General features: G+C 66.0%; 22 protein-coding genes and 1 pseudogene. 5 read left to right on the top strand and 18 right to left on the bottom strand.

Annotated features, from left to right (window positions below):
• From VHS75_RS11205 to VHS75_RS11130, 16 genes and pseudogenes are all read right to left on the bottom strand, one after another.
• Positions 1 to 132: pseudogene (locus tag VHS75_RS11205) on the bottom strand (AAA family ATPase); the annotation flags it as partial.
• Between the two features lie 57 nt (positions 133 to 189).
• Complete coding sequence (locus tag VHS75_RS11200) at positions 190 to 1,191, bottom strand: transposase (protein WP_329638697.1); 1,002 nt, start codon at positions 1,189 to 1,191, stop codon at positions 190 to 192.
• 74 nt (positions 1,192 to 1,265) lie between these two features.
• Positions 1,266 to 1,880 (bottom strand): hypothetical protein, encoded by a 615-nt coding sequence (locus tag VHS75_RS11195; RefSeq protein ID WP_329638696.1) that lies wholly within the window; start codon positions 1,878 to 1,880, stop codon positions 1,266 to 1,268.
• A gap of 90 nt (positions 1,881 to 1,970) precedes the next feature.
• On the bottom strand, positions 1,971 to 8,486 hold the full coding sequence (locus VHS75_RS11190) for an RHS repeat-associated core domain-containing protein (RefSeq protein ID WP_329638695.1): 6,516 nt from the start codon (positions 8,484 to 8,486) through the stop codon (positions 1,971 to 1,973).
• A 125-nt stretch (positions 8,487 to 8,611) separates the two neighbouring features.
• A complete protein-coding gene (locus tag VHS75_RS11185; RefSeq protein WP_329638694.1) occupies positions 8,612 to 9,142 on the bottom strand; it encodes a hypothetical protein in 531 nt (176 codons plus the stop codon).
• A 20-nt stretch (positions 9,143 to 9,162) separates the two neighbouring features.
• Positions 9,163 to 10,371, bottom strand: coding sequence for a type II secretion system F family protein (locus tag VHS75_RS11180; protein WP_329638693.1), 1,209 nt, complete (start codon positions 10,369 to 10,371; stop codon positions 9,163 to 9,165).
• Positions 10,364 to 12,013 carry a GspE/PulE family protein gene (locus VHS75_RS11175; RefSeq protein WP_329638698.1) on the bottom strand — a complete coding sequence of 550 codons (1,650 nt, stop codon included), beginning with the start codon at positions 12,011 to 12,013 and terminating at the stop codon, positions 10,364 to 10,366. The genes VHS75_RS11180 and VHS75_RS11175 overlap by 8 nt, the downstream gene beginning before the upstream one ends.
• 41 nt (positions 12,014 to 12,054) lie before the next feature.
• Positions 12,055 to 12,801 carry an A24 family peptidase gene (locus VHS75_RS11170; RefSeq protein WP_329638692.1) on the bottom strand — a complete coding sequence of 249 codons (747 nt, stop codon included), beginning with the start codon at positions 12,799 to 12,801 and terminating at the stop codon, positions 12,055 to 12,057.
• Positions 12,798 to 13,244 (bottom strand): type II secretion system major pseudopilin GspG, encoded by a 447-nt coding sequence (gspG, locus tag VHS75_RS11165; protein ID WP_329638691.1) that lies wholly within the window; start codon positions 13,242 to 13,244, stop codon positions 12,798 to 12,800. The genes VHS75_RS11170 and gspG overlap by 4 nt, the downstream gene beginning before the upstream one ends.
• Complete coding sequence (locus VHS75_RS11160) at positions 13,214 to 13,927, bottom strand: hypothetical protein (RefSeq protein WP_329638690.1); 714 nt, start codon at positions 13,925 to 13,927, stop codon at positions 13,214 to 13,216. Before VHS75_RS11160 ends, gspG begins: the two co-directional genes overlap by 31 nt.
• Entirely contained in the window at positions 13,899 to 15,860 is a 1,962-nt protein-coding gene (gene gspD, locus VHS75_RS11155) for a type II secretion system secretin GspD (protein ID WP_329638689.1), read from the bottom strand. The genes VHS75_RS11160 and gspD overlap by 29 nt, the downstream gene beginning before the upstream one ends.
• Complete coding sequence (locus tag VHS75_RS11150) at positions 15,860 to 16,411, bottom strand: hypothetical protein (RefSeq protein WP_329638688.1); 552 nt, start codon at positions 16,409 to 16,411, stop codon at positions 15,860 to 15,862. Before VHS75_RS11150 ends, gspD begins: the two co-directional genes overlap by 1 nt.
• Positions 16,408 to 16,896, bottom strand: coding sequence for a GspMb/PilO family protein (locus VHS75_RS11145; protein ID WP_329638687.1), 489 nt, complete (start codon positions 16,894 to 16,896; stop codon positions 16,408 to 16,410). The genes VHS75_RS11150 and VHS75_RS11145 overlap by 4 nt, the downstream gene beginning before the upstream one ends.
• Positions 16,897 to 16,919: 23 nt before the next feature.
• Positions 16,920 to 17,723 carry a hypothetical protein gene (locus VHS75_RS11140; protein ID WP_329638686.1) on the bottom strand — a complete coding sequence of 268 codons (804 nt, stop codon included), beginning with the start codon at positions 17,721 to 17,723 and terminating at the stop codon, positions 16,920 to 16,922.
• Positions 17,724 to 17,727: 4 nt separating this feature from the next.
• Positions 17,728 to 18,294, bottom strand: coding sequence for a prepilin-type N-terminal cleavage/methylation domain-containing protein (locus VHS75_RS11135; protein ID WP_329638685.1), 567 nt, complete (start codon positions 18,292 to 18,294; stop codon positions 17,728 to 17,730).
• Positions 18,291 to 18,662, bottom strand: coding sequence for a hypothetical protein (locus VHS75_RS11130; RefSeq protein ID WP_329638684.1), 372 nt, complete (start codon positions 18,660 to 18,662; stop codon positions 18,291 to 18,293). Before VHS75_RS11130 ends, VHS75_RS11135 begins: the two co-directional genes overlap by 4 nt.
• A 359-nt stretch (positions 18,663 to 19,021) precedes the next feature.
• Between VHS75_RS11130 and VHS75_RS11125 the strand changes: the two genes are divergently transcribed.
• The 3 genes from VHS75_RS11125 to VHS75_RS11115 all read left to right on the top strand — a co-directional run bounded on the left by VHS75_RS11125 (position 19,022) and on the right by VHS75_RS11115 (position 24,158).
• A complete protein-coding gene (locus VHS75_RS11125) occupies positions 19,022 to 19,615 on the top strand; it encodes a hypothetical protein (protein WP_329638683.1) in 594 nt (197 codons plus the stop codon).
• 121 nt (positions 19,616 to 19,736) lie between these two features.
• Positions 19,737 to 23,231, top strand: a complete 3,495-nt coding sequence (locus VHS75_RS11120; RefSeq protein WP_329638682.1) for an Ig-like domain-containing protein — start codon at positions 19,737 to 19,739, stop codon at positions 23,229 to 23,231.
• A gap of 282 nt (positions 23,232 to 23,513) precedes the next feature.
• Positions 23,514 to 24,158 carry a type IV secretory system conjugative DNA transfer family protein gene (locus VHS75_RS11115; protein WP_329638681.1) on the top strand — a complete coding sequence of 215 codons (645 nt, stop codon included), beginning with the start codon at positions 23,514 to 23,516 and terminating at the stop codon, positions 24,156 to 24,158.
• A gap of 114 nt (positions 24,159 to 24,272) precedes the next feature.
• On the opposite strand, the gene VHS75_RS11110 is transcribed toward VHS75_RS11115, so the two are convergent.
• Complete coding sequence (locus tag VHS75_RS11110; protein ID WP_329638680.1) at positions 24,273 to 24,935, bottom strand: PEPxxWA-CTERM sorting domain-containing protein; 663 nt, start codon at positions 24,933 to 24,935, stop codon at positions 24,273 to 24,275.
• Between the two features lie 119 nt (positions 24,936 to 25,054).
• Between VHS75_RS11110 and VHS75_RS11105 the strand changes: the two genes are divergently transcribed.
• Both VHS75_RS11105 and VHS75_RS11100 read left to right on the top strand, forming a co-directional pair.
• On the top strand, positions 25,055 to 25,312 hold the full coding sequence (locus VHS75_RS11105) for a helix-turn-helix transcriptional regulator (RefSeq protein WP_329638679.1): 258 nt from the start codon (positions 25,055 to 25,057) through the stop codon (positions 25,310 to 25,312).
• A gap of 2 nt (positions 25,313 to 25,314) precedes the next feature.
• A complete protein-coding gene (locus VHS75_RS11100; protein WP_329638678.1) occupies positions 25,315 to 25,500 on the top strand; it encodes a hypothetical protein in 186 nt (61 codons plus the stop codon).
• Here the strand turns inward: VHS75_RS11100 and VHS75_RS11095 are convergent.
• A complete protein-coding gene (locus VHS75_RS11095; RefSeq protein WP_329638677.1) occupies positions 25,497 to 25,724 on the bottom strand; it encodes a hypothetical protein in 228 nt (75 codons plus the stop codon). The two genes, VHS75_RS11100 and VHS75_RS11095, sit on opposite strands and share 4 nt — an antisense overlap.
• Positions 25,725 to 26,028 lie beyond the last annotated feature (304 nt).

Raw genomic sequence — 26,028 nt, 5'->3', positions numbered from 1 at the left:
GCAGGATCCCAGCTTGAGGAAGAGGCTGCGGTCCAGGCCGCGCGCGGCCTGGTAGTCGATATCCTCGAGGCTGGCGTCGTGACGCAGACGCGCGGCTCTGGCGCGCAGTTCGAAGCGCTTTTGCCGCCGCAGCGTCAGCTCATGGTCGAGCAGCAGCCCCAGCCATTCGGCGTGTTCGAGGCCGCGGGATTACAGTGACACTGTAGGAAATAGGTCGCTCTGCAGATCGGCGGGCGTCCGCGGCCTGGGGCCGCGCTTGGCCGGCGCGAGGCTTCGCCGGGTCTTGGCCTCCAGCGCCGCGATCCAATCCGCCGCGCCGACTGGCCGGCCCGTCGAGCGGGACCGGCGAATGGCGAGGACGGCCGCCTCATCCTCGGCCGCGGCCAACAGGCCGGCGAAGTCTTCGATGCGGTCCAGCAGCGGCCCGACCGTGACCACGCCATCGTCCGACCCCGCCAGGTGCGCGCGGGCGCTGGACCACGGCCAGGCCTCAGCGCGGTCGACCAGCCCGGCGCGCACCGGGTTCATCGGCACATAGCGCGCGGCGGCCATCAGGTGGCGCTCGTCCATGGCCGTGGAGCTGAAGCGACCCTGCCACAGATGGCCGGTGACCTTGAGCCGCGCGTGGATCCGGGCGGCGTAGCGGCGATGCGCCTCGGCGAAGGTGCGCCGCAGGCCGTCGGCGTCGGACGGGACCATGATGAAGTGCACGTGGTTGGGCATCAGGCAGTAGGCCCAGATGGCGGTCTCCGAGCCCTTTGCCGCCGCCGAAATCAGCGAGAGATAGGCGCGGTAGTCATCGTCGCCGAAGAACACCGGCTGGCGGTAATTTCCTCGCTGCGTCACGTGGTGCGCCAGGCCGGGGATCACAACGCGCGCCAGACGGGCCATGCTGCGGCTCCCTATCCCCCGAGACAGGAGTGGATGGTGGCGCCTGTTTCGTACAGTGTCACCGTAATCCCCCGCCAAGCCCAGCCCCAGTTCATCGCCCGGCGCGAGGATCAGATGGACGTGGTTCGGCATCAGGCAGCAGGCCCAGACCTCGACGCCGCGCCTCTTCACCTGCTCGCCCAGGAGGTCACGGTAGATCTCCTGATCGCCTTCCTCGAAGAGGATCGGCTCGCGCCGGTTGCCTCGCTGGGTCACATGCTGCGGAAGGCCGGGGACGATGACGCGGGCAAGGCGAGCCATGGAAGCCACCTAGCACAATCAGAACACACTGGGAACGTATGGATGGGGGATAGGTATCGCGTCCCCATATCCCATCATCTCATCTTATAGCTATAACGATCATACCGATAATTAAAGAGAAACGAAACTCCTGCATATATGAGGACAATTAATCCGAAAGGGATTAATAAAACACCTTCTCTTCCGCTTATGTACAAGCGAGCCAAATTCCTTATCGCGTACACGTGCCCCATCGAAGCGGCTCGCCACCAAAGCGACTTCGCCTCCTTGATGCTGCTTTCAGTGCGAATTCTATTGTATAGAATACCCGCTAGACTATCTATTGAAGGTGGATAGTTTGCATCCACACCAATTCTAAATTTATTCATTGCTTCTACTATTTCGTCTTTTGCCAATTGTATCTGACCGATGCTATATATTGCGCGATGAGATCCCATTGTCACAGCGACGCGGTACCACTCTTCGGATAATTCCAAATCCTTTTCGTACAACCAACCTGTCCGAAGGGCGTCGGCCAAATACAAGATCGCTGACAAAGATCCAGCCTTCGCCAGACGCTCCATCTCAACCCGACCAGCGTGGTCCCCCGACGCTATTCGATCGCGGGCAATTCCATATTCCGAAAAAAACGGATCCCCCAAACTGCCATCATCTGACTTGGAAATTCGACGACTAAACGGGATTTTCACCTTGCTAAGTCCTCGGTCTCTAAATTGCAGAGAGCATCGGCTGGCTGATCTGTGACAGAATCTCTGCTCATTCATGGCCTGCCATGCACTCTAAGCATCGGGGTTCGGACGTGTGCCCGGTATTGGCACCCTGAACCACAGCAACGGATCGAAATTTACAAAGGGAACAACAAAGTCAAACGGAAAGAAGGGCAGCTCTGGAAGAGGCTTGGGCGGAATGAACGGCCCGGGGCCGCCTGGGCCTGGAGATCCGGAGCCCGCTGCCGGCGTTCCGCGGGGCACAGGTTGTTCTGGCACGGGCTTGTCTTCGGGTGTGGGCGAAAACGGGTTGTTAGGTGGAGAGTCGCAAATTCCCAAGAATTGGCATGCAGCGATTAAGGCTTGTTGCCAGGGAGCGACTGGAGCGCCAATAGGCTGCGGATCGGTCGGAGGCGCCCCATCTGGATTTGGGCCAGGATCTGCGATCGGCTGAGGGGGCGTCTCGTCTGGCACGCCAGGTGGATCATCTGGCTCAGGCGTTGGAGGAAGGAGTTCAGGGGGAGTATCGAAGGGCACGATATTAATATCGGGACCGCATGTGTCGTCGAAGAAAGGATTGTCGCAATAGGTCAGCCCCGATGGATCACTTCCATTCACCGGATCTCCGTGCACATAGGCGTAGATATTCGCTCCATCCCCGTACCGGATGGGGTCGGTTTGCAGGAACCGACCCATCATCGGGTCGTAGGCCCGCGCCCGATAGTGGTAGAGCTGCGCCTCTGGGATCGCCATCTGGCCGGTGTAGCGGAAGCGCGACCCCGCCCAGCTCTGTGGCTCACCGTAAGGGCCGTAGGTGTAGGCGGTGATCGCCCCCACGGGGTCGGAGGTCGCGACGACTGAGCCAATCCGGTCGGTGTGGAACCAGCTCAAGGCCGTGTTGAAGTCGGCGCCGGCGTGCCAGCTCAGAAGCTCGCCGCCAGGCCCGTAGATGTAGTCCCGCAACGAGGCTGAAGCGCCCGATCCCGACGGATCCTGCTGCAGTTCGCCCAGCACCTGATCGCCGCTGTTGGCGAAAATCGTCGTCGCACCGCTGGCGGTGACAGTGCTGAGCCGCCCCCAGGGGTCGTAGGCCAGGGTCACTGGCACGGTCCCGCCGGTCACCCCGGTCAGCCGGTTCTCGGCATCGTAGGTGAAGCTCCTCACCCCGTCGGAGATCAGGTTGCCGTTGGCGTCATAGCCCGACGCCGCGGCCATGGCTGCGTCACGGTTCAACTGGTCGTGGGTGAAGTTGGCCGTCGTCGTCGGCTGGCCGCTCCAGATGTAGGGGTTCGACGCCTGGCCCTGGCTGAGAAGTTGGCCTGACGGGCCGTAGGAGAGTGTCTGCAGGAAATCCAGGGATGGCGTGGGTCCGGCATGGCCCAGCGAGGTCAGCCGCCCTGCGCCATCGTAGCCGTAGGTGGTGGTCACACCGTTGGGCCGCGTCACCGATGCACGCCGGTTCAGAGCGCCATAGGTGATGGTCTCCACCGGCTCGGTCGTGCAGGCCGGGGAGAGGCACCTAAGCCCAATCCTAACGCCAATCAGCCGGCTCGCTCCGTCATAGCCATAGGATATTGTGTTGTTAATACAGCAGTCGCGCGTCGAGGTGAACGCGGCGTAGATGGCGTTAAGCAGATGCCCGGCGCCGTCGTAGCTCAGGGTGTTTGAGTAGAAGAACGATCCCCCGATGTTTGCACCATCAAGTACCAAGCGTCCCGCCTGATCAAATTGCTTCGTATAGCTGGTCGTGTTTGTCGAGGACCCAAAGCTGGCTCGAATCACTAAGTTCGTGCCGTTGGCAAAGCCACCAACGGTGTAACTGTAGTAGACGTCCCCCGTCGTGGTTCCCGGCAGGTCTTTCAGCGTGACGCGGTTAAGCGCGTCATAGCTGTAGGCGATCGTCGTCCCGTCCCGTCGGCGTAGCACCGTGACATTGCCGTTCACGTCATAGGTGTTCTCTTCATAGTCGGTGGTGCTCGACGTTCCCGAGCCGCGCGGCGGGGCCGGATAGCGCAACCGCTTGAAGCGGTTGAAGCCATCGTACTCGAAGGTGCTACGGTTGCCGTTGGCGTCCGTGAGCGAAGTCTTCAATCCACTGGGGGAATAGCCGAAGCGCGCCGTCACCTGCTGTAAGGGAGACCCCACGCCAGTCTCCGTCTGGACCACATGCCCCGCCGGATCGTAGGTCGCGCGGCTGATCCGGTCCGGCCCCATCGGCCCCACCGTCGAGGGCGCGCAGGCGTCGGCGGGCAGGGAGCCGTAGGCGTCTGCATTCATCCGCACCGCCGTGCAGACCACGCGGTTCAGGGCGTCGTAGCTGTACTGGGCGAGGCCAGCGGGGGTGACACTCGTGGCCAGATTTCCGACCGCATCATAGGTCCGCGAATAGGTCTCGATCGGCGTGAAGGTCGTGCCGATGTAGGAGCCCTTCTCGGCCTTCGTGGTGCGCCCCAGGACATCGTACGTTACACGCGTCGCCACCCGAGGCGTCGTTGGCACCGAACTGTTCGGCAGGGGTTCGACGTACAACGTCACCCGCCGCAGGTTGTCGCGGGTGATGTCGATTGTGTCGTAGCCCATCCCGCGCATCTGGGTCGCATCGCCCTGGTAGTCGAGCGTCACAGCGATCATGTCGTCAGAGAGACTGCCGACCGTGTTGTTCAGGTCGTAGACGCTGGCGCCGGTGTAGGTCGCGGATATCTCCTGGCCTAGGGGCACCGTCATCCCGAGCGCCTGGCCGGTGGGGTAGAAGTAGTTGGCGGAGGTGAGCCGCGTGGCGCCGGTGCTCGCCGGCGGGTACTGGGTATTGGTGAGATCGCCGTACGAATAGGTGTAGCCCGTCTCTGCGCCCTTTGCGTCCTTGCTCCACACCATCAGGCTGTTGGTCGTGTCCCAGCCGAACTGGGTGACGATGGTCTGGCCCGCCTCAGCCGAGGCGGGATTGGCGTTGATCGTCTTCTGGGTGAGCAGATTGCGGTCGTTGTATTGGAACTGAGTCTGGATGCTGTCCGGCGACGTTACCGTGCCCGGCCGGCCGCGGCCGTCGTAGACCGTGGTGCTCACCGCCCCAAGGGGATTGATCGTCCGGATCGCGCGGCCGTTGAGGTCGGCATAGGTGATCGAGCTGTAGCCCAGCGCGTTGACGGCCTCTGTACGGAGTCCATTGGCGAGGTAGAGCTGCCGTGGCGCCCGCGCGCCCTGGAGGACCAGCTTGTCGCGAATCTGCTCCACGCGGCCCAGGGTGTCGCGCAAATATTGGCGGGACGGATTGGTCCCATCGTCGGCCGCGTAGACGTTCTGCATCCTCAGTTTGGCATAGTCACCCGTCCCGAGAGTCGAGATGTCGAACTTGGTCACCGATCCGATGGGATCGGTGTGGCTGGTCTGGCCGCCGACGGTCGACGTGGTCAACTGGCGAAGGCCCGATCCGACCACCGCGTTGAAGAAGCCGCCAAAGCCGCCATTGGTGAAGTTCAGGCGACCACCGAGGTTGTTCATGATGTGGTCGAGCACCTCGATCTGGGTCGAGTAGCCGCTGGGCCGGCTATAGGTGTAGTTCAATTGTGCGCCGTCGGCCGCGGCCCAGCTAGAAATGCGCAGACCGCGTTGCTCGGCGCAGGTGACGGTCGGGGTGTCGACCATCTGGTTGGTCCAGTTGTCGAAGGCCTCGACGTCGCCTTTCGGCCCGGTCACGGCGAACGATACCCCCGAATAGGACCAGCCCCGCGTCGGCACATAGGAGAGCATGTTAGTCTGGCAAGTCGTGTAGCCGTTGGGATGCCGGGGTGAGATCGTCGGCGCGCCGGTCTGGGCCAGCCGGTAGTAGGTTCCCGGCCCCGGCGAGAACCAAGTCCCGTTCGGCTTGCGGACAAATTGCTGTGTGTTGGTGCCAACCGCCACAGTCGCCACGTTCTGGGTCATGGTGTGGCCCCACCACGCCATGATCAACTCGCCCACCACGTCGCGCTTCAGCGATGGCGAGGCGCGGTAGAGGTCCTGCGCCGCCCAGAAGGCGGCGACCGTCCCGATCGTCGCTCTGGCGTCGGTGTCGCCCATGGCTTCCAGGCCGCTGCCGGAGACTGTGAGGGTGTTGTTATAAGGTGTCGTCCAGCCGCCCTGCGGTTCGCGGTGCGCGCCGGGACCATAGGTCTCTTCGCGCACGTCCCCGTCGCGCCAGGTCAGCTTGCCCGTCAGCGAAAAGGGAAACCCGCCTGAACCGATGGTCATGCTGGCCGCGCTGGCCACGGTGGCGGAGCCCACCTGCGGACTGACGAAGCGGCCCTTGACCACATCGGCGGCGGTCGCCGGGTCATACTCCATCTGTTGGAACATCTGTGCGCCGCCGCCGCCGCCGTCGACCAGGCCGGTGGGGTTCACTGCGATGTGGGCGATCTCTGTTGGGTCGCCATTGACGTCGTACTTGGTGGCGACAAGCGCACCGCCGCGCTGCGGGCTCTGGCTGTGCGTGTACTGGCCGCTTGAATAGGGCGCGAAGCCGCCTGCCCGGCTACCGGGCCCGAGGAACGCCTCGCTGGACGCCGCGACGCTGAAGCCCGCGGTGACATAGGCGTTGACGGCGTCGGATAACGCCTGACGCCGCGCCACGACTTCGGTGGCGCCAATGGGGGGCGTCGCGCTATCGGAGTGATAGTCCGTGTTGGTCGTGGTGGTCATATACTCTGACGTCGCCAAGGCCATGGCGAAGGAAGCGTCGGTCGTCGTCTGGAAGAGATAGACCGGCCGCGTGTAACCGCCGGCCGGGTCTGTGGTGGTGTCCGGCGCGTTGCCCCACTCGAAGCGGTTGGCCGACGAAGATGCGTCGACGAGGTCCGCGACCTGGGCGGTGACATTACCCTTCAACGCGGATAGCGCGCCCACGGTGGAGAACACCGCCGCTCGGCGGTCGAGTGCTGTCGCTGAGGTGCTGGTCAGGCTCATGCCGGTCTCGACATCGAGCCGGTCGAAGCTGTCGGTGATCCAGTAGGAGCCGTTGGACGTGTGGACGACCGTCGTGTCCGCCGACGAGAAGCCGATCGAATAGTGCTGCGCGAAGATCGACTTGCCGATCGCGGCGTTCAGCCGCGCGGCGCGGGACGCCTGCGCCAACCACTCGGCCGCCAGCAGTTCGCGGCGGCCATCGCCCTTCCAGGATTTGTAAGAGTTGAAGCAAACGTGGCAGGTCGAGTCCGGCGGCGCCGGCATCGCCCCGTCGCGCCGCGCGCCCCACTTGTCCACAAGGCCCCGGCCCTCGTCACCCCATCCATGGACGATGGTGAACGGCAGCGCATAGGTGAGAGTGCGGGTGACGACTGCGTCCATGTAGGCGCCGCTGTTGGCGGCGTAGGGCAGGTTCGCGGTGAGGGTGACATCGCCGCGGCTGTAGGTGGGGTTGTCCGAGAACGAGCCGGTGGTCGCCAGGCTGTTCACGGTCCCGAAGTCGTCGACCAGCTTGAGGGTCGCGTTGAAGGTGGCTCCCGTGGTGTCAAAGTTCGGGTCAAAGATCAGCCGCCAGCCGTAGATCTCATCGACGTAGAGCGTCTGGTCGATCACGCCAGACGAAGAGCCGCCGGGCCGGGCCTTGCTCACCTGCACCCGCAGGCTGGTGCGGTACTGGTCGGGCAGGTCTCCGGTGATCGTGCGCAGGACGTTGGTCGTATAGGGCAGCGACAGCTGGCGCAGGCCTCCCGGCGGAATCGCCTGGGTGTTGATCGCCTGGCCGCCGACGATGTCCGCCACCCCAGCCGTCGGCAGGCTCGTGGAGAGCGCCGTGTCCAAGGCCGCGGCATAGGTGTTCAAGTCGGCGGTGACGCCGCTCAATGTAGTGTTGGGGATCGCCTGGACATAGCCAATCCCCGAGGTCGTGCCGCTGGTGGCGCCGAGGCCGATCATGGTCCCGGACGTCATTCCGGTCGCCGTGCCCAGGTTCAGGCCGGTGGTGAAGGTGTGGTCCTTGTAGGCCGGATCATAGACGTAAGTTACGCCCTGGATGACCACCGAGACCCAGGCATGGCTCACATCGATCGTGGTGATCGTCGCCGCCCCATAGGAGCATGTGCTCGAAGTCGAGCCGTTGATCGCCGCCGGGATGCCGCCGCTCGACAGGAGCTGGCAGGCTGCCGTCGCCGAGGTGATCCCCGACCACGCCTGGAACTGTGCGCCCGTCAGGGTGATCGTGCCCAGGTTGTAGGACGCCGTGAAGCCGGATTGGCGCAGCAGCTCCATCATCAGGTGCGCCTGATCGAACGACGTCCCCGCCCGGTCGACGATGACCCCCATCGCGCCCTTGGTCAGGCCATAGGTCCAGACGATCTCGGTGTTGTTGCGGACGTATTCATAGATCAGGTCCGGATCGTTCTTCAGCGCCCGCGCCAGCTCCTGCACCTCGGCGGGACGCGCCGAAACGCTGGTGGAATTGGTATGGGTGGTCGCCGAGCCGTAGTACGCATCCGCCGCCGACGGCGTGAGCAGGGGCGCTGTGCCGATCTTCGTCGAGGCGGCCGCTTCAGCCGATTGCCAAATGGCTAGCGAAGCCAGAACTCCGAGCCCAAGACGCAAGAGGCCCCGCAAGGCCGCGCCGCCAGAAGCCATCCCTCACCCCCCGGTGCCCACTCTCGGACAGGTTGTGAGCCTACGGTCAAGCTTCGGCAACCGTCAATTGCGCAATCGGCCGGCAACAGATTTAGGTAGTGGTCCGGCTCGTCTGAAGCGTCTCGTCACTTCTTCTTCGGTGGCAGTGTGGACGTGGGCGGTTTTGCGGCCGGGTCGACCAGCTCGAAGCGCTGCTCGACGGTCTGCCAGGTGAGGCGGCGATCACAACGGGCCTTGGGATCGCCCTCCCCGCAATCGCTACCGCCCAGCGTCAGCCACAGCGCATAACCCGTGGCAGGTTTGCCTTCGATGCGGGATCCATAGGCGATGCGCTGAAAGGCGGGCAGCGCGCGGCCGTCGGCGCGGCCGAGGAAGACGGTGACCTGGGAACCGGCGTCCTTGAACGCGGCGGCCCGGTTCGGGCAGGGATAGCGTCCGGCGTCGATGATCCAGTCGTCGATCTTGTCGCCGTTGAGGTCGATCTGCTGCACGACCTGTGTCGCCAGCGCCGGCGTCATGTCGCCGCCGCACTGACGGACCAGCTGTTGGTTGTAAGCCGCCACCAAGGGCGGGGTCTCCGCCACGGCGACGGACGCCATCAGGGTCGCCCCTAACGCCGCCAGAGCCGCGAGGCTCTCCACCGTGCGCTGACGCATTCGCAGCCTCCCTTCGTCCATTAGTTCAAGGCCGATTGGCCAATCTGACTGACGCTGGTCAGCAGGCCGGCCATCAGCAACCCCAGCAGGCCGCCCAACACGACGATCATCGCTGGCCCGGCAATGCGGCCCACCGTTTCGATGCGGCGCAAGGCCGTGTCCTCTTCCATACGGCCGCTGCGCATGAGGAGCAGCCCTACAGTGTTCGAAACCTCCCCGACCGCGGCAAGGCGGATGATGGTCGGTGGAAACCCACGCACCCCCGCCAAGGCGTCCGACAGAAAGGCGCCTTGACGGACGGCGCGCAGCACGGCTTCCAGACGTCGACGGACTCCTTTGTGCGGAACCGAGCGCATCGCCAGCCGAAGCGCGTCGCTGATGGGCGCTCCCGCCGCGATCATCGTCCCCAGCGTGAGCGCGAAGCCCCCGAACACGAGGCCGCGGCCTGTGCGTTTCATCGGCCCGTCCAGCAGCAGGCGTTCGAGCGGCGCAGAGAGCAGTCCCGCGCGCGCCGCCACCGCCAGCGCGACAATCGAGGCCAGGAGACCCACCCCCAGCACGGTGAGGTTCGCCTGCAGGAAGCGGCTGGACGCCAGCATCATCTGCATGGCCGGCGGCGGCGTGGCGCCGAGCTCCTCGGTCAGGGGCGCGATCGAGGGGACGATGAAGAGCAGGATGACCAGGAGCGCGGCAATGGCGCTCAAGAGCACAAAGCCGGGATAAGCCATCACCGAAGCCAGCTGGTCGCGCAGCTTGAGGCGCGAACCGATCACCTCTGCGGCCCGCTGCAGACCACCCGGAAGGTCGCCCGCCGCCTCCCCTGCCGCCACCATCGGCGCCACAAAGGGCTGCGAGCGGTCGAAGCTGCGTGCGAAGGCGATCTCCAGTGAGTCGCCGCCGCCGATATCGGCCGCCAGCTGTTCGGAGAGCTGCTTGACCGACGGGCGATCGAAGCGGGAGCCGAGGATTCCCAGGGCGGTGCGAATATCGGCGCCCGCAGTCAGCAGGTCCGAGAGGCTCGACAGGAACTCCGCACACTCACGGTGGCTCAGCGCCTGGGACTGTTTCGCCACCTGCGTGCGCGCGCGCCGCGCCGTGAGGCGAAGCGGCGACAGGCCATCGCGCTTCAGGCCTTCGAAGGCTGCGGCGTCGTCGCGGGCGGCGACGACGCCCTTGACCCGCCGGCCGGCCGGATCGACCGCCACATAGCTGAACTGCAGGTCATCCATGGATCGCTGCGGCCACTTCCTCGACGGTCGTCACCCCCGCAATCGCTTTGTCGAAGCCATCCGACGCCATCCCCAAGAGCCCCGCGCGCCGGGCGATCTCTTCAATCTGACGGGCGGGCTCGCGATCCGCCACCGCCCGCAGCAGATCGTCATTCGCCTGGAACGCCTCGCTGATCGGGATGCGCCCCTTGAAGCCAGTGCGCTTGCAATGAGTGCAGCCCACAGGGTGAGCCAATCCGTCAGGTGGCTCGACCCCGACGGAGCGGGCGAAAAGCCGCTCCGCTTCGGTCGGCGGGCCAGCGACGGCGCAGCGCGGACAGAGCCGCCGGACCAAGCGCTGGGCGACCGCGCCGCGGAAACCGGCCGCCAGTTGATAGGGTTCGAGGCCCATGTCCTGCAGCCGCGGCAGCACGGCCAGCGCATCGTTGGCGTGGACCGAGGCGAGAACAAAGTGTCCGGTCATCGCCGCCTGGATCGCGACGGCGGCGGTCTCCGGATCGCGGATCTCGCCGACCAGGATGACGTCGGGATCTTGCCGCAGGAACGAGCGCAGGGCTGCCGCGAAGGTCAGGCCGAGATGGGCCGCCACCTGGGTCTGGGAGACATGTTCGAAGTGATATTCGACCGGGTCTTCGACGCTCAGCACCTTCTTTCCCGAGCCGACGAAGGTCTGGAGCAAGGCATAGAGGGTGGTGGTCTTGCCGCTACCGGTGGGTCCTGTGATCAGGAAGAGACCGTGCGCGGCCTTGGCGGCCCGGCGCAGCACCTGGACGATGTCGCCGCTCAGGCCGAGGGTGTCCAAGTCGAGGGGCACCGAAGACCGATCGAGAATCCGCAGGACCGCGGACTCGCCGAAGACGGTCGGCGACGTCGCCACCCGCACATCCACCTGTCGCCCATGGACGACGAACGTCGTGCGCCCGTCCTGAGGCAGGCGCCGTTCGCCCAGGTTCAGGTTGGCAATGACCTTGACCCGCGAGACGGCGGGCGCCGCCAGATCGGCCGAGACCACTTGATGATCGACCAGGCGGCCGTCGACCCGCAGTCGGATACGCAGGTCGTTTCGGGTCGGTTCGAAGTGGATGTCCGAGGCGCCGCTGGCCATAGCCGCTTCGAAGGCGGCCGCCACAAGCCGTGCGCCGTTGCCCTCCACCGACTTGTCGGTGACCAGATCAATGGCCCGCTCCAGACGGCGCTCATCGGCAACCTGCGGTCTCAGGTCTCGCGACGTTCCGAAGGCGCGCTCGAACTCACGGGTCCAGTCTGACGGACGGGCCGCCAGCAGCTTCAGGTCGCAGCCGGTGGCGAACACCAGGCCGGTGAGCGCCTCGTCATCGAGCGGATCGCAGGCCGCGCAGACAAGGGTCTTACCCGACTGCTGGATCGGCAGCATTCGGGCGCGGCGCAGGAAGTCCACTGACACCCCCAACGACGATAGATCGACCTCAGTCGGACGCCGGGCCGGCTCCCAGACCTCGCAGCCGCAGACCGCCGCATAGGCGTCGACCAGGTCATCATCCGAAAGGCTGCCAAGCTGGTTGAGCACCTGCTCGACCGGCTGCCCCGTTCGGCCCGAAATGAGTTCCGCCTGGGCGACCGCAGAGAGGTCAACAATTTTCTGATCGACCAGCGCCTGCAGCACGCGCCCCCGCTGGCCGCGCGCCGGGGCGGTGAAGGCGGCGCTCAGGCTGTCGTCGGCCAATGGCCCCACTCCCCCGCCATACCCACGATCCACCCGGCGCCGGCCAGCGCCGGTCCAAACGGGATGCGTTTTTGCCCCGACCGCCGGATCGCGATCCCGGCGCCGGCCAGAGCCGTCGCGCCGACGACCATCCAGGGCGTCGCCAAGTTCAGCCAAATAGCTAGGGCGCACATCAGCTTCACATCGCCCAAGCCCAGACCGGGATCGCCTCTGCGGCGCAGCGACAGCCACCGGACGCCCTGGAACACGACGAAGGTGGCCGCGGCGGCGAGCAGGCCGGATTCCACGGCAGCCACTGAGCGCAGCGCAGCGAGAGCCAGCGCGGCGACGGCGAGCGGGCCGGTGAAGGCATTGGGAAGCCGGCCGATCTTCCAATCGATGACCGACACCGCCAGCAGGATCAGGCCCAGCGCACTCAGCAGCGCCGCCCTCAGCGTCACCCCGTCGGCGAAGGCGATCGTGAGAATGAGTGCGCCGCCAAGCTCTCCCACGAGGTGCGCGGGATCAATCTTCGCCCGACAACTTGCGCAAGCCCCTCTTGCAACAGCGTAGGAGACGAGGGGCACGGTCTGCGCGAAGCCCAGGGTCTGCCCGCAGCTGTCGCAATGCGAGCGGCCGGACGATGCGCCTTCAGCCCGCCCGAAGCGTAGAGCCGCCGTCACCGCGTAGCTGCCGAGCGCTAGGCCTGCCAGCGCTGCAACGCCCAGGATTGGCGCCTCGGCCATCATTGGGTTTGCGGCGCTTGGAGATCCCTGTTGAGGCCATCTCCGTTGGGCAGGCCGTCGGCGCCGTAGCTCGTGACGACGAAGGTCAGCATGTCATCTGATTCCTTGTAGTTGATCGGATGACCCCAGGGATCGTTGAGCGCCTTGGTGCTCTTCACGTAAGGGCCTGTCCAGCCGTCGGCATTCGCCGGCTGGGAGAGGAGGCCATTCAAGCCCTCTGAGTTGGTCGGGTAGCGCCCGACATCAGAGCGGAAGCTTTCCACCGCGGCCGCTACCGTCTCAAGCTGGACCTGGGCGGTCTTGGCGCGGGCGCGGCCCATCTGGCCGACCAGGCCCGGCACGAGCACAGCGGCGATCAGGCCGATGATCGCCATGACCACCAGCATCTCAATCAGCGTGTAGCCCGCGTCCTGGCTCACGCCATGGCGGCGAATACTGCGTCGCATTGCCCCTGACCCCCTTGGCCGCGCGACATCTGGCGTAGCACCACGGCCGCCGGATGACGTTCGTCTCCCGTAAATCTCACAATCCTCTCATCGCGCCAACCCGTCGAGGTTGTAACCTGCAGGCGCCACACCTCGCCGACCCGCCAAGCTGGCGTAAGGTCGCCCATGTGCGGCTGCTGGACACTTGGGGCGGTGATTGAGGTCTTGGTGCCGAAGGTGGAGACCAGACTGGCGGCACAGGTCCGCCAAAGCGGAGCCGTGTCCAACGACCCGACGTCCAGGAGTGCGCCGCCCCCAACCGCCGCGAGCCGACCCTTGAGTGCGTCCACGTCCTCGACACCCAGCGCGCGGTAGACGTTGGCGTCCAGCTGCGCGGCGGCGGCGACGCCCACCTTGTCGCTTTCCGACTCCGCGACCGCCTCGACCCAGCCGACGTCGGTGGAGAACGGCCAACGATAGGGTCCGCCGGCGCCGCTGCGCACGACGGTTGCGGCCGCCGACAGCTGGGCCCCGTCGAGGGCGTATTCCAACTGCGCTCGGACAAGGTCGGTTCGTGCGAGTCGCAACTGGCTGACGCTGCGCTGGACGAGCACGGCGGCGACCAGCGCCAGCGCCAGGGTGAACACCAGCGCGGTCGGCGTGGCGTAGCCCGCGTCATTGCGGCTTTGGATCGAGGAAGCCACGGCTTTGGATTTCGTGCAGGTCCACGGCGAGGTCGTCCATGGCGCGTTTGGCGGAGGCGTCATCCTTGATGATACGGGCGGTCAACAAGACCACCAGTTCGCTGCGGCTGGTGTCGTGTGAGGTCGACCGGAAGAGGGCCCCGAGAAAGGGCACGTCCTTGAGGTAGGGCACGCCGGAATTGTTGTTTGACCGGTTCGAGCTGATCAGCCCCCCCAAGGCGACCGCCTTGCCATCTTCCAGGATCAACGACGTTTCGAACCGACGCTGCTGGATGGTGGGGGAATTGATGGTGGAGGAGTCGGTCTTGGCGACCGTACTCACCTCCTGGGACACGTCCAGCACCAGGCGGTCTTCGCCGGCGATGCGCGGCGTCACGTTCAGGATCACGCCAGTGTTGCGGTAGTCGACCGTGCTGACCAAGGGCGCGGTCGAGGTGGCGGTACTCACCGCCGACTGCGTCACGACCGGCACTTGATCGCCCACCTGCAGATGGGCGGTATGGTTGTCCAGCGCGATGATCTTCGGCGCGGAGACCACTTCAATCTCGGTTTGCGAACCGAGTGCACTAAGAGCCGCCTTGATGTCACCGCTGATGTAGGTGACCGAGAGTCCGGGGAAGGACGCCTGTACGGTTCCGGTGCTGTTATTCACCGAACTGACTTGAAGGTTCTTGGAGAGAACCGACCAGTCGAGACCGAACTGGAACTGCTTTCCGAGGGTGACCTCGACGATTGAGGCTTCGATCAGGATCTGCCGTTGCGGCCGGTCGATCTCGTTCAGGATGCGCTGAATGGACACCCACCGCGTGGGGGCGGCGAAGAACAGCAGGGTGTTGGTTTCCCGGTCCACGCCGATCCGCACATCTTCGTCGCCCGAACTTCCGCGACCGCCGCCGCTGTCAGAGATCGGCGGCAGCGACGCCGACGAGGTCGCCGTCGCCCCTTGCGAGGCTGTTGTCGGACTGGCCGCGGTGGCCGTGCTCTGTGCGCCGGACGTACCCAAGAGACCGCTCAGGGTGCGCGCCAGGGCGTCCGCCGCCGTAAAGCGCGGCCGATAGACCCAAAGCGTCGAGGAGACCGCCTTGTCCGGGACGTCGAGCCGCTTCACCCATTTGCTGAGTTCGTCGAGCGCATCGGACGACTTGCCGAAGACGATCACCCCGTTGAGACGGCGCAGCGCGACAACATTGACGCCTGTGAGCCCAGCCCCCTGGGCGATGCGTTCAAGCTCCTGGGCGACAGTGGTGGCCTGGGCTTGCGAGAGTTCGAACCATCGGATTCGGGCGTTCTGGAAGGCGCTCTGGTCGAAGACCTTGACCGTATCCAGCGCAGCGCGGAGTTGCGCGCCAGACCCCCCGAGCAGCAGCAGGCCCAGCTTGTCGTTCGAATAGAGGACGCTGTCGGCGGCGGCGACAGCCTCCATCGCGCGAGCCACCTCGCTGGGCTGCGCGTAGCCCAGGGGCACGGCGACCACCTCGTAGCCCACGCCCCGGATTCCCTGAGCGCCAATGTGGATTTCAGCTGCGGACTTCGCCTTAGCCTGCGGCGTGATCAGCAGGGCGTCGCCGTTGTGCACCATGGCTACATTGTTCGCCGCCAGCACGGCTTCGAGCGACGCCAAGAGCTGTTCGCGATTGAGCCGTTGATCGATCCGGAAGGACACGCGCCCACTGACCGTGGGATCGATGGTGTAGGCGACCCCGAGCTGGCCGAGGATCTCCTGGATGACCTGCGGAATCTCCGCGTTGTCAAAGGCGAAGGTGTAGCTGTCGGATGAGGCCGCGGCTGTCGGCTGCGGGGCGGCGCGCGCTACCCTCTGCGGGGCCAGGATCAATGCCACCAAAATCATCAGGAGCAGCGCTGCGCAGCCGCCACGCGCCGGGCGTCGGGCAGAACCGTAAGCCCGGCTCGGGAAAAAGGCGATCCATGCCATTAGCGGGGCCGCGGCGCGCTGGCCGGCTCCGGTGGTCCGTGACGGCCAGGTGGCATCTGATCGGGGCCCGACGGCCCAGGTGTAGCGGCCGGTGCGGGCGCCGCATGCGGGTCCGGCGTACTCGCTGCGGACTGTTCGCCCAGGTTCAAGGTCTTTGTCCCGACAGCCGTCTCGAAGGTGGCGGCGGACGACGAAACCCCCTCCAGAGTGACGCCGTCGCTGCTCTGGCCCGCCGTCAGCCAAAGAGCCGGCTTCCCATCGATCGACACAAGGGCTGCAAGCCGGCGCCTGGAAACCGACACCCCGTCCAGGCGGATCGAGGGTTCGCGGATAGCGCCGGGTCCTGTGGTCAGGGCGAAGAGTGGGGTCGCTAAGAGATCGGCGGTGCCGATCTCGTTGGCGGCCCGACGGGCCGCTGGCGGCTTCAGCGCCATAAGCCGCGTTTCGACGCCATCCAGCTTATCGAGGCCGGCGGAGGCGCCGCCCGCGAGCATCCACGCCGCAAGGCCCGTGGCCAGGCCGGCCGGCGCCGCCCATCCGAGAAGCGTCACGCGGCGCAAAACGCACGCCCCGAAAAGCTAGCCGTCACGTTGGCGGTCTTGGCGGTCAGGTCGACGCCATCGGCGAAGATCGCGGGCCTTTGCCTAGCCAGGGTGGCCAGTAAGCCCACAACGTTCTCATAGGAGCCGGTGACCGAGAATTTCAGCCGCATCGGCGCCAGTCCCCCTGGGCTGTCGCCTGGCCCATCCGGATGCGCCTCCAGGAAATCGACACTCAGGTTCGCCTGTGCGGCAGACGCGGCGAGGCCTTCCCGAAGCGCCTGGGCCGCCGCCCCAGGGTCATGTCGGCACAAGGCGTCCGCTGCGTACAGGCGGTCAGAAGGCGGCGCCCGCATCAAGTCGCGGGCCTGATCGGTCTTCACCGTCAACGCCTCAAGCCGCGCACTCAGTTTGGCCGGCGCGCCTAGCTGTGTCAGCAGGAGCGCCATCGCCAGTGCGCCTGCCATGGCCACACCCGCGGCAAGCGCCAGGTCCATCGCCTTAAGGGTCTGACGCGCGCTCAACGAACCGCCCCAGCCGGTGCGCTTGCGTCCTGCGCGGATCGTGGGCCGACGCCCCACAGCCAGACGCCGGGTCGCAACGGACGAGTTGCACGCTCAAGGCGGCGGTCGCTGGCGGGAAACGGCGGGTCTTCGCCGCGCACTTCCACCGCCATTACGCCGCCCTTCCAATGGACGGCGGCAACGCGGGCCTCGGGCGTCTTCGAGGTCCCGACCCAGGAGAGATCGGCGAGCACATCGGCGATTGGGCGCGCGGCGCCCAGGGCGGTGTGGAGGTCGCGCGCCTGGACAACCTGACGGTGAAAACCCTGCGCCGCGGCAAGCTTGGCCGCCGCGAGCTTCTCGGCCGCTTCTAGTTGCCCGGTCGCCTCCGCCCGCGCATTGAGCGCCATCACCGCGCCGGCGCCCAGCACTGCGCCGGTCAGCCCAAAGAGGAGCAGCACAGCCGCCAGGCTTTGGATACGTTGCGTCGAGGCTCCACCTTGGCCGAAGGCGACCTTCACCGTCTGACCTTCGACCTCGACCGCGGCTTCGAAGGGGCCTCGAAGCTCCGCAGCTCGGACGTAGAAGACCGCGAAGCGACCCGGCCGGCCGGGCGCCCACCCGGAAAGGCGCCGCACGCGGTGAACTAGGTCCGGCAGCGGCAGCGGCGCCCCGTGACGCGCGTCGAGGTTCGCGGCCCGAGCCTGTTCCCAAGGCGGTGCAGGCGGCGTGACGATGGCGCGGGTAAAGACGCGCGGATGATCCTCCGGACGTGCAGGCTCGGGCTCTGGACGAACGTCGCGGCGCAAGGCGTCGGTCATCAGGTCACCGACAGTCCTGCATGACCGGATCGAAGTCGCATATTGCGTGCTGCTCCGGCCAGATGCGAGCCTCAAGCACCGCGGTGTCCCCCTGGGAGGTCGTCTGCAACAGCGCGACGGAGCGCAGCGCCTGGCGGGTAGTATCGGAGGGCGGCCAGGCCTGGCCCTCTGTCTCGGCGCTGTGATAGCGGAAGCTGGCGGCGGCCGCCGTGAGCGGCAGCACGGAAGGGGTCGCGGCGGAATCGCCATTGGTGAGCTTCAACTGGGCCGTCGCGCCGGCGGTGAGAATCTGCGCCGTGCAAGGCGCCGGCTCACCACATTGGAATTGGAGGTTCGTCGCATCCCCCGACAGTTGGTCGGGCTGCTGCGAGCCGAAGGGGGCGCCTCGCGCCAGCCATTGCTCCAACCGCTGTTGGGCGGCGCGGGTCGATTCCAATTTGCTCACCGCACGGCTCGTCGACAGTTGCAGGGGCGCGATCACCTGGACGCCAAGCGACAGGCCTCCGACCGACAGGCCGATGACCGCCAAGGCCGCCAGCATTTCCGACAGGGTGTAGCCGGCGTCGTTCACCCCGCATCCTCCACGGGGCAGGTTTCGAGGGTCGCCGCCTGGTAGGCGCGTTTCGTAGCGACGTTCGTCAGTTTGACCTGGCGATGGCAAACCGCGATCGGCCGCTCTCCCCCCGTCGTGCGGGTTTCGATCGTCCAGTCGAAAGCACCGCTGGTTCCTGTCGCGTCGTTGAAGCTTCGCGGACCGCTTTCGAGGAGTTGCGTGAGTAGCGTGTGGGCCCGGCTGACTTCCTGCGCCTGATCGGCGACCACCCGCGCCTCGTGGCCCGCGTCGAGACTAAAGATCACCGCCAATGCGAGGATCAGCATCCCAACGAGGGCGTCGACGAGCGCATAGCCCGCTTCGGGACCATCGTCTTTGGAGCGCACGCAGACTGCACGGCTGGATGCCGCAGCCCACGGCACCCCGCGCCCTCTCGCGCACCAATTCAAGACCCGAAGACACTGCACCGCGCGCCGCCCCCCAAGCGTTGCAGTAGAAGCGATATCATATAGATCAGGGGTCGCAACCTCCGGTTTTGGTTCGCTGACTTTGCAGGGACGGCGTGCAGGACGCGACGCGATCCAGGGCCGCAAATAACACCCGTCGAAAGACGACGGCACTGCCGCGCCTGCACGCGCTCCTGGCGTCGCTCGCGATCCACTTGGTCTTGGTCGCGCTCGCCTTCAGTACGGCTTCGGGCCGAATGATGTCCTCCGGCGGTGCTAGCGGCGGACCCTCAGGCCCGGTGTTCACCGTGACCGTCGTGCGGCTTTCGCCGGCGCCGGGGGCCGCGCGCGAAACCGACCCCGAGCGCCTGTCCATCCTGGCCAAGCTGCATCCCGCCGCCGTGGGCGAGGCCATGCCGGTGGGGCCGACCCGCCGCAACGCCGACGTCGCTGCCTTGGTCGACCAGGTCCAGGCCCAGTCGAAATCGACTCCACAGGCGCCGCGCCCTGAACCGCGCGCTGATCGCCAGGGGGCTCGGCTGCCGTCGCCTGCGCTCGTCTCTGCAAGTCAGAGGGTGGTCTATGACGGACGCCGCGACGCAGACGGCGACGCGGCGAGCAGATCAGCCGGCGCCTTGTGGGGCGCCATCGAGCCCTGTTGGCGAAACCTGGGCGCGCGGGGTCGGGTGCCTGTGGTGCTAGAGGTCGCGCTCGACGGCGCGGGCGGACTGCGGACCCCACCGACGGTCGTGCGCAACGTCAACGCCCTGATCACCGAACCGCGCCTGCAGGCCGAGGCCAGCGCACTCGCGGCCGTCGCAGCGTGCGCGCCGCACGGCAACCTCGCCTTGGCCGGCAAGACCTATCACCTCGAATTTCCCGGTGCACCCTAAGCCGCCTCTGGCTCTTTCTCGCCTGGCCGCGCCCCATGTCCTTGAGGTTGTGTTTTAGATCTATTGCAATTGCCGGGTATCCCCGCTTCTATGGCCAAGCTTGCTACCGCAAGGGGGGACGATGGGGCGGATAGCCTACCGCGTGGTCTGCGCGCTGTTCGCGTGCGTCATCGCCCTTGGCGCCTCTGCGCCCAGTCTCCGCGCCGCCGAAACCACCCAGTACACCTATGACGCGTTGGGCCGGGTCGTCTCGGCCATCGACGCCAGCGGCAAGAAGGTCGCCTACACCTACGACAGCGCCGGCAACCGCACCCGCGTCAGCAATGGCGCGGAATTCACCGAGATCCTACCGACGGCGTGGTCGACCTCCTCGAACGGCGGGACGACCGGCCTTTCGACCACCAATGGCATGCGCGACGGCGGCTTCTACGCGCTTAACTCCATTCATGTGACCAACGTCGAGACCGGCCCATGGGTCATGGCCGACCTAGGCTCCGTCCAGAACGTCAACCACATCGCCGTCGCCGCGGCCATCGAGAGCACAACCGGCGTCACCCTGGCCGACCTCAATGACACCGCTGTCGAATATTCGGCGGATGGAACGATCTGGAATACCGCCGCCACGATCGAAGGCGTCTCGCCCGGCGCAACGAAGACGGTCAGCCTGGGCGGCGTCGCGCTCCGATACCTGCGCATCCATCGCTTGGCGTCAGGCCGCGTCGGCCTTGGTGACCTGCAAATCTATTCTGCCGCCGCCGCCAACACCCCCCTCGTCGCCAACCCCTACAGCATCACCAGCACCGGCGGCGCGGTCACCTTCGACCCGCGCATCAACGACTTGGACAACGACGGTTACGCCATGGCGATCAGCGGCGCCGATCCGCCGCCGCACGGGACCGTCATAATCAACGCGGGCGTCAGCCTCACCTACACGCCGAACGCCGGCTACTTCGGCGCCGACAGTTTCCTCTACACGGTCACCGACGGACACAACGGGACCGCGAGCGCGGTCGTGACGGTCATGGTGCAGTCCAGCACCAATCACCCACCTGTCGCCGTTCCCGACCAGTTCAACATCAGCGACCGCGCTACGGCCGTCGTCGATGGCATCAACGACCTGCGCCCACTGAACAATGACTACGATCCCGATGGCGACGTCCTCTCGATCACCGGAACCACCTCGCCCTCCCACGGGACGGTCTCCGTGATTGGATCGAGCCTTGTTCGTTACCAGCCAACGGTCGGCTATTCGGGGTCCGACACGTTCAACTACACGATCTCCGATGGGCGTGGCGGCACGGCTACCGCTGCCATCACCGTCAACAGCAGCAACACCAATCCGGTGGCCGTCCAGGACAACGTCTCGACCGCGCAAGGCCAGGCGGTGACCCTTGACCCGCGCCTCAACGACAGCGATCCCAACGGCGATCCAATCTCGATCACCGCGATCACCCAGCCGACCAATGGCGTCGCGACCCTGAACGCGAACCAGTCCGTCACCTACACGCCCAACCCAGGCTTCGTCGGCGGCGACAGCATGAACTACACCCTCAGCGATGGTCGCGGCGGCACGGCCACCGGGCTCATCTCAATCACGGTGCTGCCCGCTCCGCCGCCCAATGCCGTCAGCGATAGCATCGCGGCGACCGGCGGGACGCCCGTAACCTTCGACCCGCGCTCCAACGACAGCGACCCGCAGAACCGGCCGCTGACTATCATAGCGCTGACGGCGCCCGGCCACGGCACGGCCGTCATCGGCAGCTCGGGAACAGCGGTGACCTACACCGCAACCAGCGGCTACGGCGGCATCGATAGCTTCACCTATACGATCGCGAACGACCAAGGCGCGACCGCCACGGCCACTGTCTCGGTTAACGCGCTCAGCGTGGAATACCTTGTCGTGGGCGGCGGCGGCGGCGGCGGGAACGTTGAGGGCGGCGGCGGCGGCGCGGGTGGGCTCCTTCAGGGCGTTACCCCGACGGGCGTTGGCTCCCTGACCGTGACCGTCGGCTCGGGCGGGGCGGGCGGGGCTCCTGGCGCCAATGGGGGTTCATCCTCCTTGGGCAGCCTCATTGCGGCGGGCGGCGGCGGCGGTGGGTACGCCAGCGGCGCCTACTTGGCGCAGAATGGAGGGTCTGGGGGCGGAGGCGGCGGGCTCGTTGCAATGAGCGGTGGCAGCGGCACGAGCGGCCAAGGTTTCAAGGGCGGCGATAGCGTTTCACATGAAGCGGCAGGCGGCGGCGGTGCTGGAGCGCCCGGACAGGCCTCCCCGACCGGTTCAGCGGCGGGAGCTGGCGGTGCGGGGGTCAACAGCTCAATCTCAGGCTCGCTCGCCAACTATGCCGCAGGCGGCGGCGGCGGCGGCTACAGTAACGGCGACGACGTGAACATCCTCGCCGGCGCTGCCGGAGGCACAAGCGGCGGCGCCGGCGGCTACTGGAGCGATGCAGGCCAGTCAGCGCCATCCAATCTCGGCGGCGGCGGCGGTGGAGCGTTGTCGACGACCGGCGGAAGCGGCGGCTCCGGCGTTGTGATCCTTCGCTATCGCGGCGCGCCGAAGGCGACGGGCGGCACGATTACCCAGATCGGCGGCTACACGATCCACACCTTCACGACCGGGGGAACCCTAGCAGTCACCTCGACGAACGGCGCCCCGGTCGCGGTGAATGACAGCGTCGTCATGCTTCAGAACACGACGCTCATCTTCGATCCACGCACCAACGACTCCGACCCGAATGGCGATGCACTCACGGTGATCGCTGTCGGCTCAGCGAGCCATGGCGTGGCGACCGTGGCGAACACCGGGCAGGTCTCCTATCAGCCGACGATAGGCTTCACCGGAACCGACACGTTCACCTACACGATCAGTGACGGCGAGGGCCTGACCTCGACGGCCACGGTGACAGCCACGGTCCAGACCAGTGGCGTCTTTGAGTATCTGGTTGTGGCCGGCGGCGGGGGCGGTGGCACCGCGGGGAACGGCGGCGGCGGGGGCGGCGGCGGGGGCGGTGTCGTCTACAGCCAGCACGCGCTGACTTCCGGCCTGTCGCTCTCCATTGCCATCGGTGGCGGCGGGACGACCGAGGCAAATGGTGCCAACACCACGATCGGCGTGCTCGCCATGGCGATCGGCGGGGGCCATGGGGCCCGGGGCAACATCGCCTCGGCTTCTGGCAATGGCGGCTCGGGCGGCGGCGGCGGCGGCGACGCCGCGGGGTATGGCGCCGGCACACCCGGCCAGGGTTCAGATGGCGCGCCCGGAAACAGTGGCGGTGGTGGGGGCGGAGGCGGGGGCGGTGCTGCAGGACCGGGCGTCTCCGGTCCCGCAGGTGGCAACGGCGGATCTGGCTACCTAAGCAGCCTTTCAGGCGCCTCCGTGGCGTACGGTGCGGGCGGCGGTGGCGGTGGAGCGCTAGGGGGCGGCGTGGCCGGCGCGGCCAACAGCGGCAATGGCGGCGGCGGGTGGCCTAGCTCGGGGACCGGAGCGGCCGGGGGGTCGGGGATCGTGATCATCAGATACCCAGGCTCGCAAGTCGCGAGCGGCGGGATGGCAATAACATCGGGCGGCTACACCATCCACACCTTCACTAGTAGTGGGACGTTCACTGTGCCGTAGTCTCTGCAGAGTGGGGCCAGTCTGGGCTACCGGCCGAACTTGTCTCGGAGTCTCAATTCCCTTCGGGCTACGCGCCGGTGTTGAAACCCTCAACAAGGGCGCCTCTTTAAACGATGGAGGTCAGCCCGAATACCGTCGACATGATTTGCTAAACTTCCGTGTGATCTCAGAGTCGGCGGGGTAAGATGAATGCGTTAGCAGCGCACCGGCACATCTATGGCAAATACTATTGAAGAAGGATTCGGAAGCCTTCGCAAAAACTTGGAGATACGCAATCCAGTGGTGCGCCGGTACTGGTTCGCCGAGTTCGAGCACTACCCGGATCGCTACCGGCTCGAAGTGGTGGCTCCGATCCAGAACAAGCTTGGCGCGCTGCTGTCAGACCCGACATTGTACCGAATTCTGGTCAAGCCTGCGGTGGACCTGCGGCTGCGGTCGATCATGGACGAGGGCGGGGTTTTGCTGGTCAACCTCTCCAAGGGCCAACTCGGCGAGGACAGTGCGGCCACGCTCGGTGGCCTCCTCGTCTCGACTCTCGGCGTGGCTGCGCTCAGCCGCGCCGATGCGCCGCCAGAAAGCCGCCGACCTTTCTACGCCTACGTCGACGAGTTCCAGTCCTTCACGACGTTGGCCTTCGCCACCATGCTCGCCGAGGTCCGCAAGTATGGGCTGGGCCTGACGCTCGCGCATCAGTACCTGGCGCAGCTAGAGCCCGACGTGCGTCATGCGGTGCTCGCCAACGCGGGCACACTGGCGTCGTTTCGTGTGGGTGCTGAAGACGCGGTGATCCTCGCTCAAGAGCTTCAGCCGACATTTGGCGTGGAAGACCTGCTCACGCTGCCGAACCATCACTTCTATCTGAAGCTTCTGATCGACGACGCGCCCAGCAAGCCCTTCAGCGCGCGTACGTTTCCGCGCGCCGCCTGATCGCTAACGCTCGACGCATTCGCGATCTTGGGGCACGCGGTCTTCCTCCGCAGCACTCCGAAAGCACTCCGCAGTCCGATGCTCGCGTACCCAAATCGACCCGCTGCGCAAGCGCTATGCGAAGAGTGCGCGACGCCGGCGCATTGCCCCGCCGACCCCGCCAAAGCCGAAGATCGTGAGCGCCCAGGTGGCAGGCTCCGGCACGCCCGCAATACCGATCTTGATATCATCGATGGAGACGGCCGACGCGGCTGCGGCATTGACGAGCGGGAAGTTGAATTGCTGACCCTGGATGCGAAGTTCGTTCATGGTCCCGCCGCTGAAGGTCAGAAACTCTGGCGCGGAAAAGCCGGGCGATGACACCCCACCTCCGCCTATGAAGTTGCCGTTGTTCAGCCCCTCGTATTCGAACGCCCCGCCATCCGGCGACCACAGGCCGACCGCCCGCAGCGACAGCTCGTTGAACGTGCCCCCGCCCGTCAACGTGATGTCGAAGTATCCGTCCTCACCGGGCGTATAGAACGCGAAGCTTCCGTCCGGCGCCACATTGGTAAGGACCGTGCCGCCGCCCACGAACTGCACGGACACGCCGCCCTGCGAATAGACGGTGTTGGTGGGAAAGGTCGAACAGCACATCTGCTCGAAGTCGTTTTGCGCGATCGGCGACGAGACCTGCGTCCCGATGGTGAAGGTCAGCGCCGCATTCGCCGCCCCCGCCGTGAGCGCACCCACAGAAAGGACGACGACAGAAGCGAGCAGAGAAAGTTTGGAAGCCATAGGTCCCCCCAAGCGCCACAAGCGGCGCGTCGGAAAACACGGCTACATCAAAAAAATGTACAAGAAAACCGAGTACTCCTAAAAGGCGTATATTGGCCCGGCTGGATCGGATTCCAGCCATGCCCAAGTCGGTCTTCTCCGACGCCTATGCTCTTGTGATCGACCACCTCGTCGAGCTGCGCCGCGCGCAGCAGGTGAGCCAGGTCGAACTTGCGCGGCGGATCGGGAAGACCCAGCAGTGGGTGTCGTTTATCGAACGCAGGGAGCGACGGTTGGACGTGGTGCAGTTCTATGCGCTCGTGAAGGCGCTCGGCGGCGACCCGGAGCGTGAGATCGTCGCGCTCTTTCGCGCCATGCCAGATGCGGTGGCTATTTAGCCGTGTCCGCCCCGTCAGAATCCCGTGAACCGGTCGAGCTGCTCCGCAGCTTCCGTGCCGAGCTTCAGTCGAAGCGCGAAGGCCTGGTCGAGGCGGCGACGTTCGATCCCCGCGTACGGAAGGTCTTGAGCCGGCTGGATGTGGTGCTGGCGCTCATCGACGACGCGTACCGTGGGCTCCTGCACTAGTCCCGCCGCAAGGTATTCCTCTGCCCCTCGTAGTCTCGCCATGCAGACAGGGCATTCTTGATGGCTGCGCGTCCGACGTGGCGAACCTTGAGGTAGTCCCGCAGATCGGCCCAGGAGCGAGCCTCCGGCAGCAGCGGATCGGCCTTGGCGAAATCGACGAACGCCCGGGCATGGTCGTCCGCGGGCAGCGCCGCATGCACATACGCTCGGAATGTCGCCGCCATGCCACGAGCGTACGGCACGCGAGCGCTAGCCACCATAATCAATGGGTGAGCCTTGGGCGCGGCGTCAGGACCCGGTCTGATTTTGAATCAGCGGCCCAGTAAATCGCCATAGGTCTATGAGGAGGGGTGCCGACGTTAGCGGGTGGGGGTCGGGGTGTCCTGCGTGTGGCGCGACAAACCGGATGAGACTCGCGCGTCAATCAGGATGAGACATGACAGTCGCGGCGGAGTGATGATTGACGCGCCGCGACACGAGCGCAAGGGGCCTTGTGTGACGCGGCGCGGCGATCAGGTTGAGGCGTTG

This window comes from Phenylobacterium sp., from assembly GCF_036264965.1.
Taxonomy (GTDB): Bacteria; Pseudomonadota; Alphaproteobacteria; order Caulobacterales; family Caulobacteraceae; genus Phenylobacterium.
This window is presented reverse-complemented; position numbering and strand designations above follow the sequence as displayed.

What these genes read in the sequence shown, in the direction of transcription:
- VHS75_RS11200 (WP_329638697.1), bottom strand. Translation starts at nt 1,191, where the DNA reads ATGGCTCGCCTTGCCCGCGTCATCGTCCCCGGCCTTCCGCAGCATGTG.
- VHS75_RS11190 (WP_329638695.1), bottom strand. Translation starts at nt 8,486, where the DNA reads ATGGCTTCTGGCGGCGCGGCCTTGCGGGGCCTCTTGCGTCTTGGGCTC.
- VHS75_RS11185 (WP_329638694.1), bottom strand. Translation starts at nt 9,142, where the DNA reads ATGCGTCAGCGCACGGTGGAGAGCCTCGCGGCTCTGGCGGCGTTAGGG.
- VHS75_RS11180 (WP_329638693.1), bottom strand. Translation starts at nt 10,371, where the DNA reads ATGGATGACCTGCAGTTCAGCTATGTGGCGGTCGATCCGGCCGGCCGG.
- VHS75_RS11170 (WP_329638692.1), bottom strand. Translation starts at nt 12,801, where the DNA reads ATGATGGCCGAGGCGCCAATCCTGGGCGTTGCAGCGCTGGCAGGCCTA.
- gspG (WP_329638691.1), bottom strand. Translation starts at nt 13,244, where the DNA reads ATGCGACGCAGTATTCGCCGCCATGGCGTGAGCCAGGACGCGGGCTAC.
- gspD (WP_329638689.1), bottom strand. Translation starts at nt 15,860, where the DNA reads ATGGCATGGATCGCCTTTTTCCCGAGCCGGGCTTACGGTTCTGCCCGA.
- VHS75_RS11145 (WP_329638687.1), bottom strand. Translation starts at nt 16,896, where the DNA reads ATGGACCTGGCGCTTGCCGCGGGTGTGGCCATGGCAGGCGCACTGGCG.
- VHS75_RS11140 (WP_329638686.1), bottom strand. Translation starts at nt 17,723, where the DNA reads ATGACCGACGCCTTGCGCCGCGACGTTCGTCCAGAGCCCGAGCCTGCA.
- VHS75_RS11120 (WP_329638682.1), top strand. Translation starts at nt 19,737, where the DNA reads ATGGGGCGGATAGCCTACCGCGTGGTCTGCGCGCTGTTCGCGTGCGTC.
- VHS75_RS11110 (WP_329638680.1), bottom strand. Translation starts at nt 24,935, where the DNA reads ATGGCTTCCAAACTTTCTCTGCTCGCTTCTGTCGTCGTCCTTTCTGTG.
- VHS75_RS11105 (WP_329638679.1), top strand. Translation starts at nt 25,055, where the DNA reads ATGCCCAAGTCGGTCTTCTCCGACGCCTATGCTCTTGTGATCGACCAC.
- VHS75_RS11095 (WP_329638677.1), bottom strand. Translation starts at nt 25,724, where the DNA reads ATGGCGGCGACATTCCGAGCGTATGTGCATGCGGCGCTGCCCGCGGAC.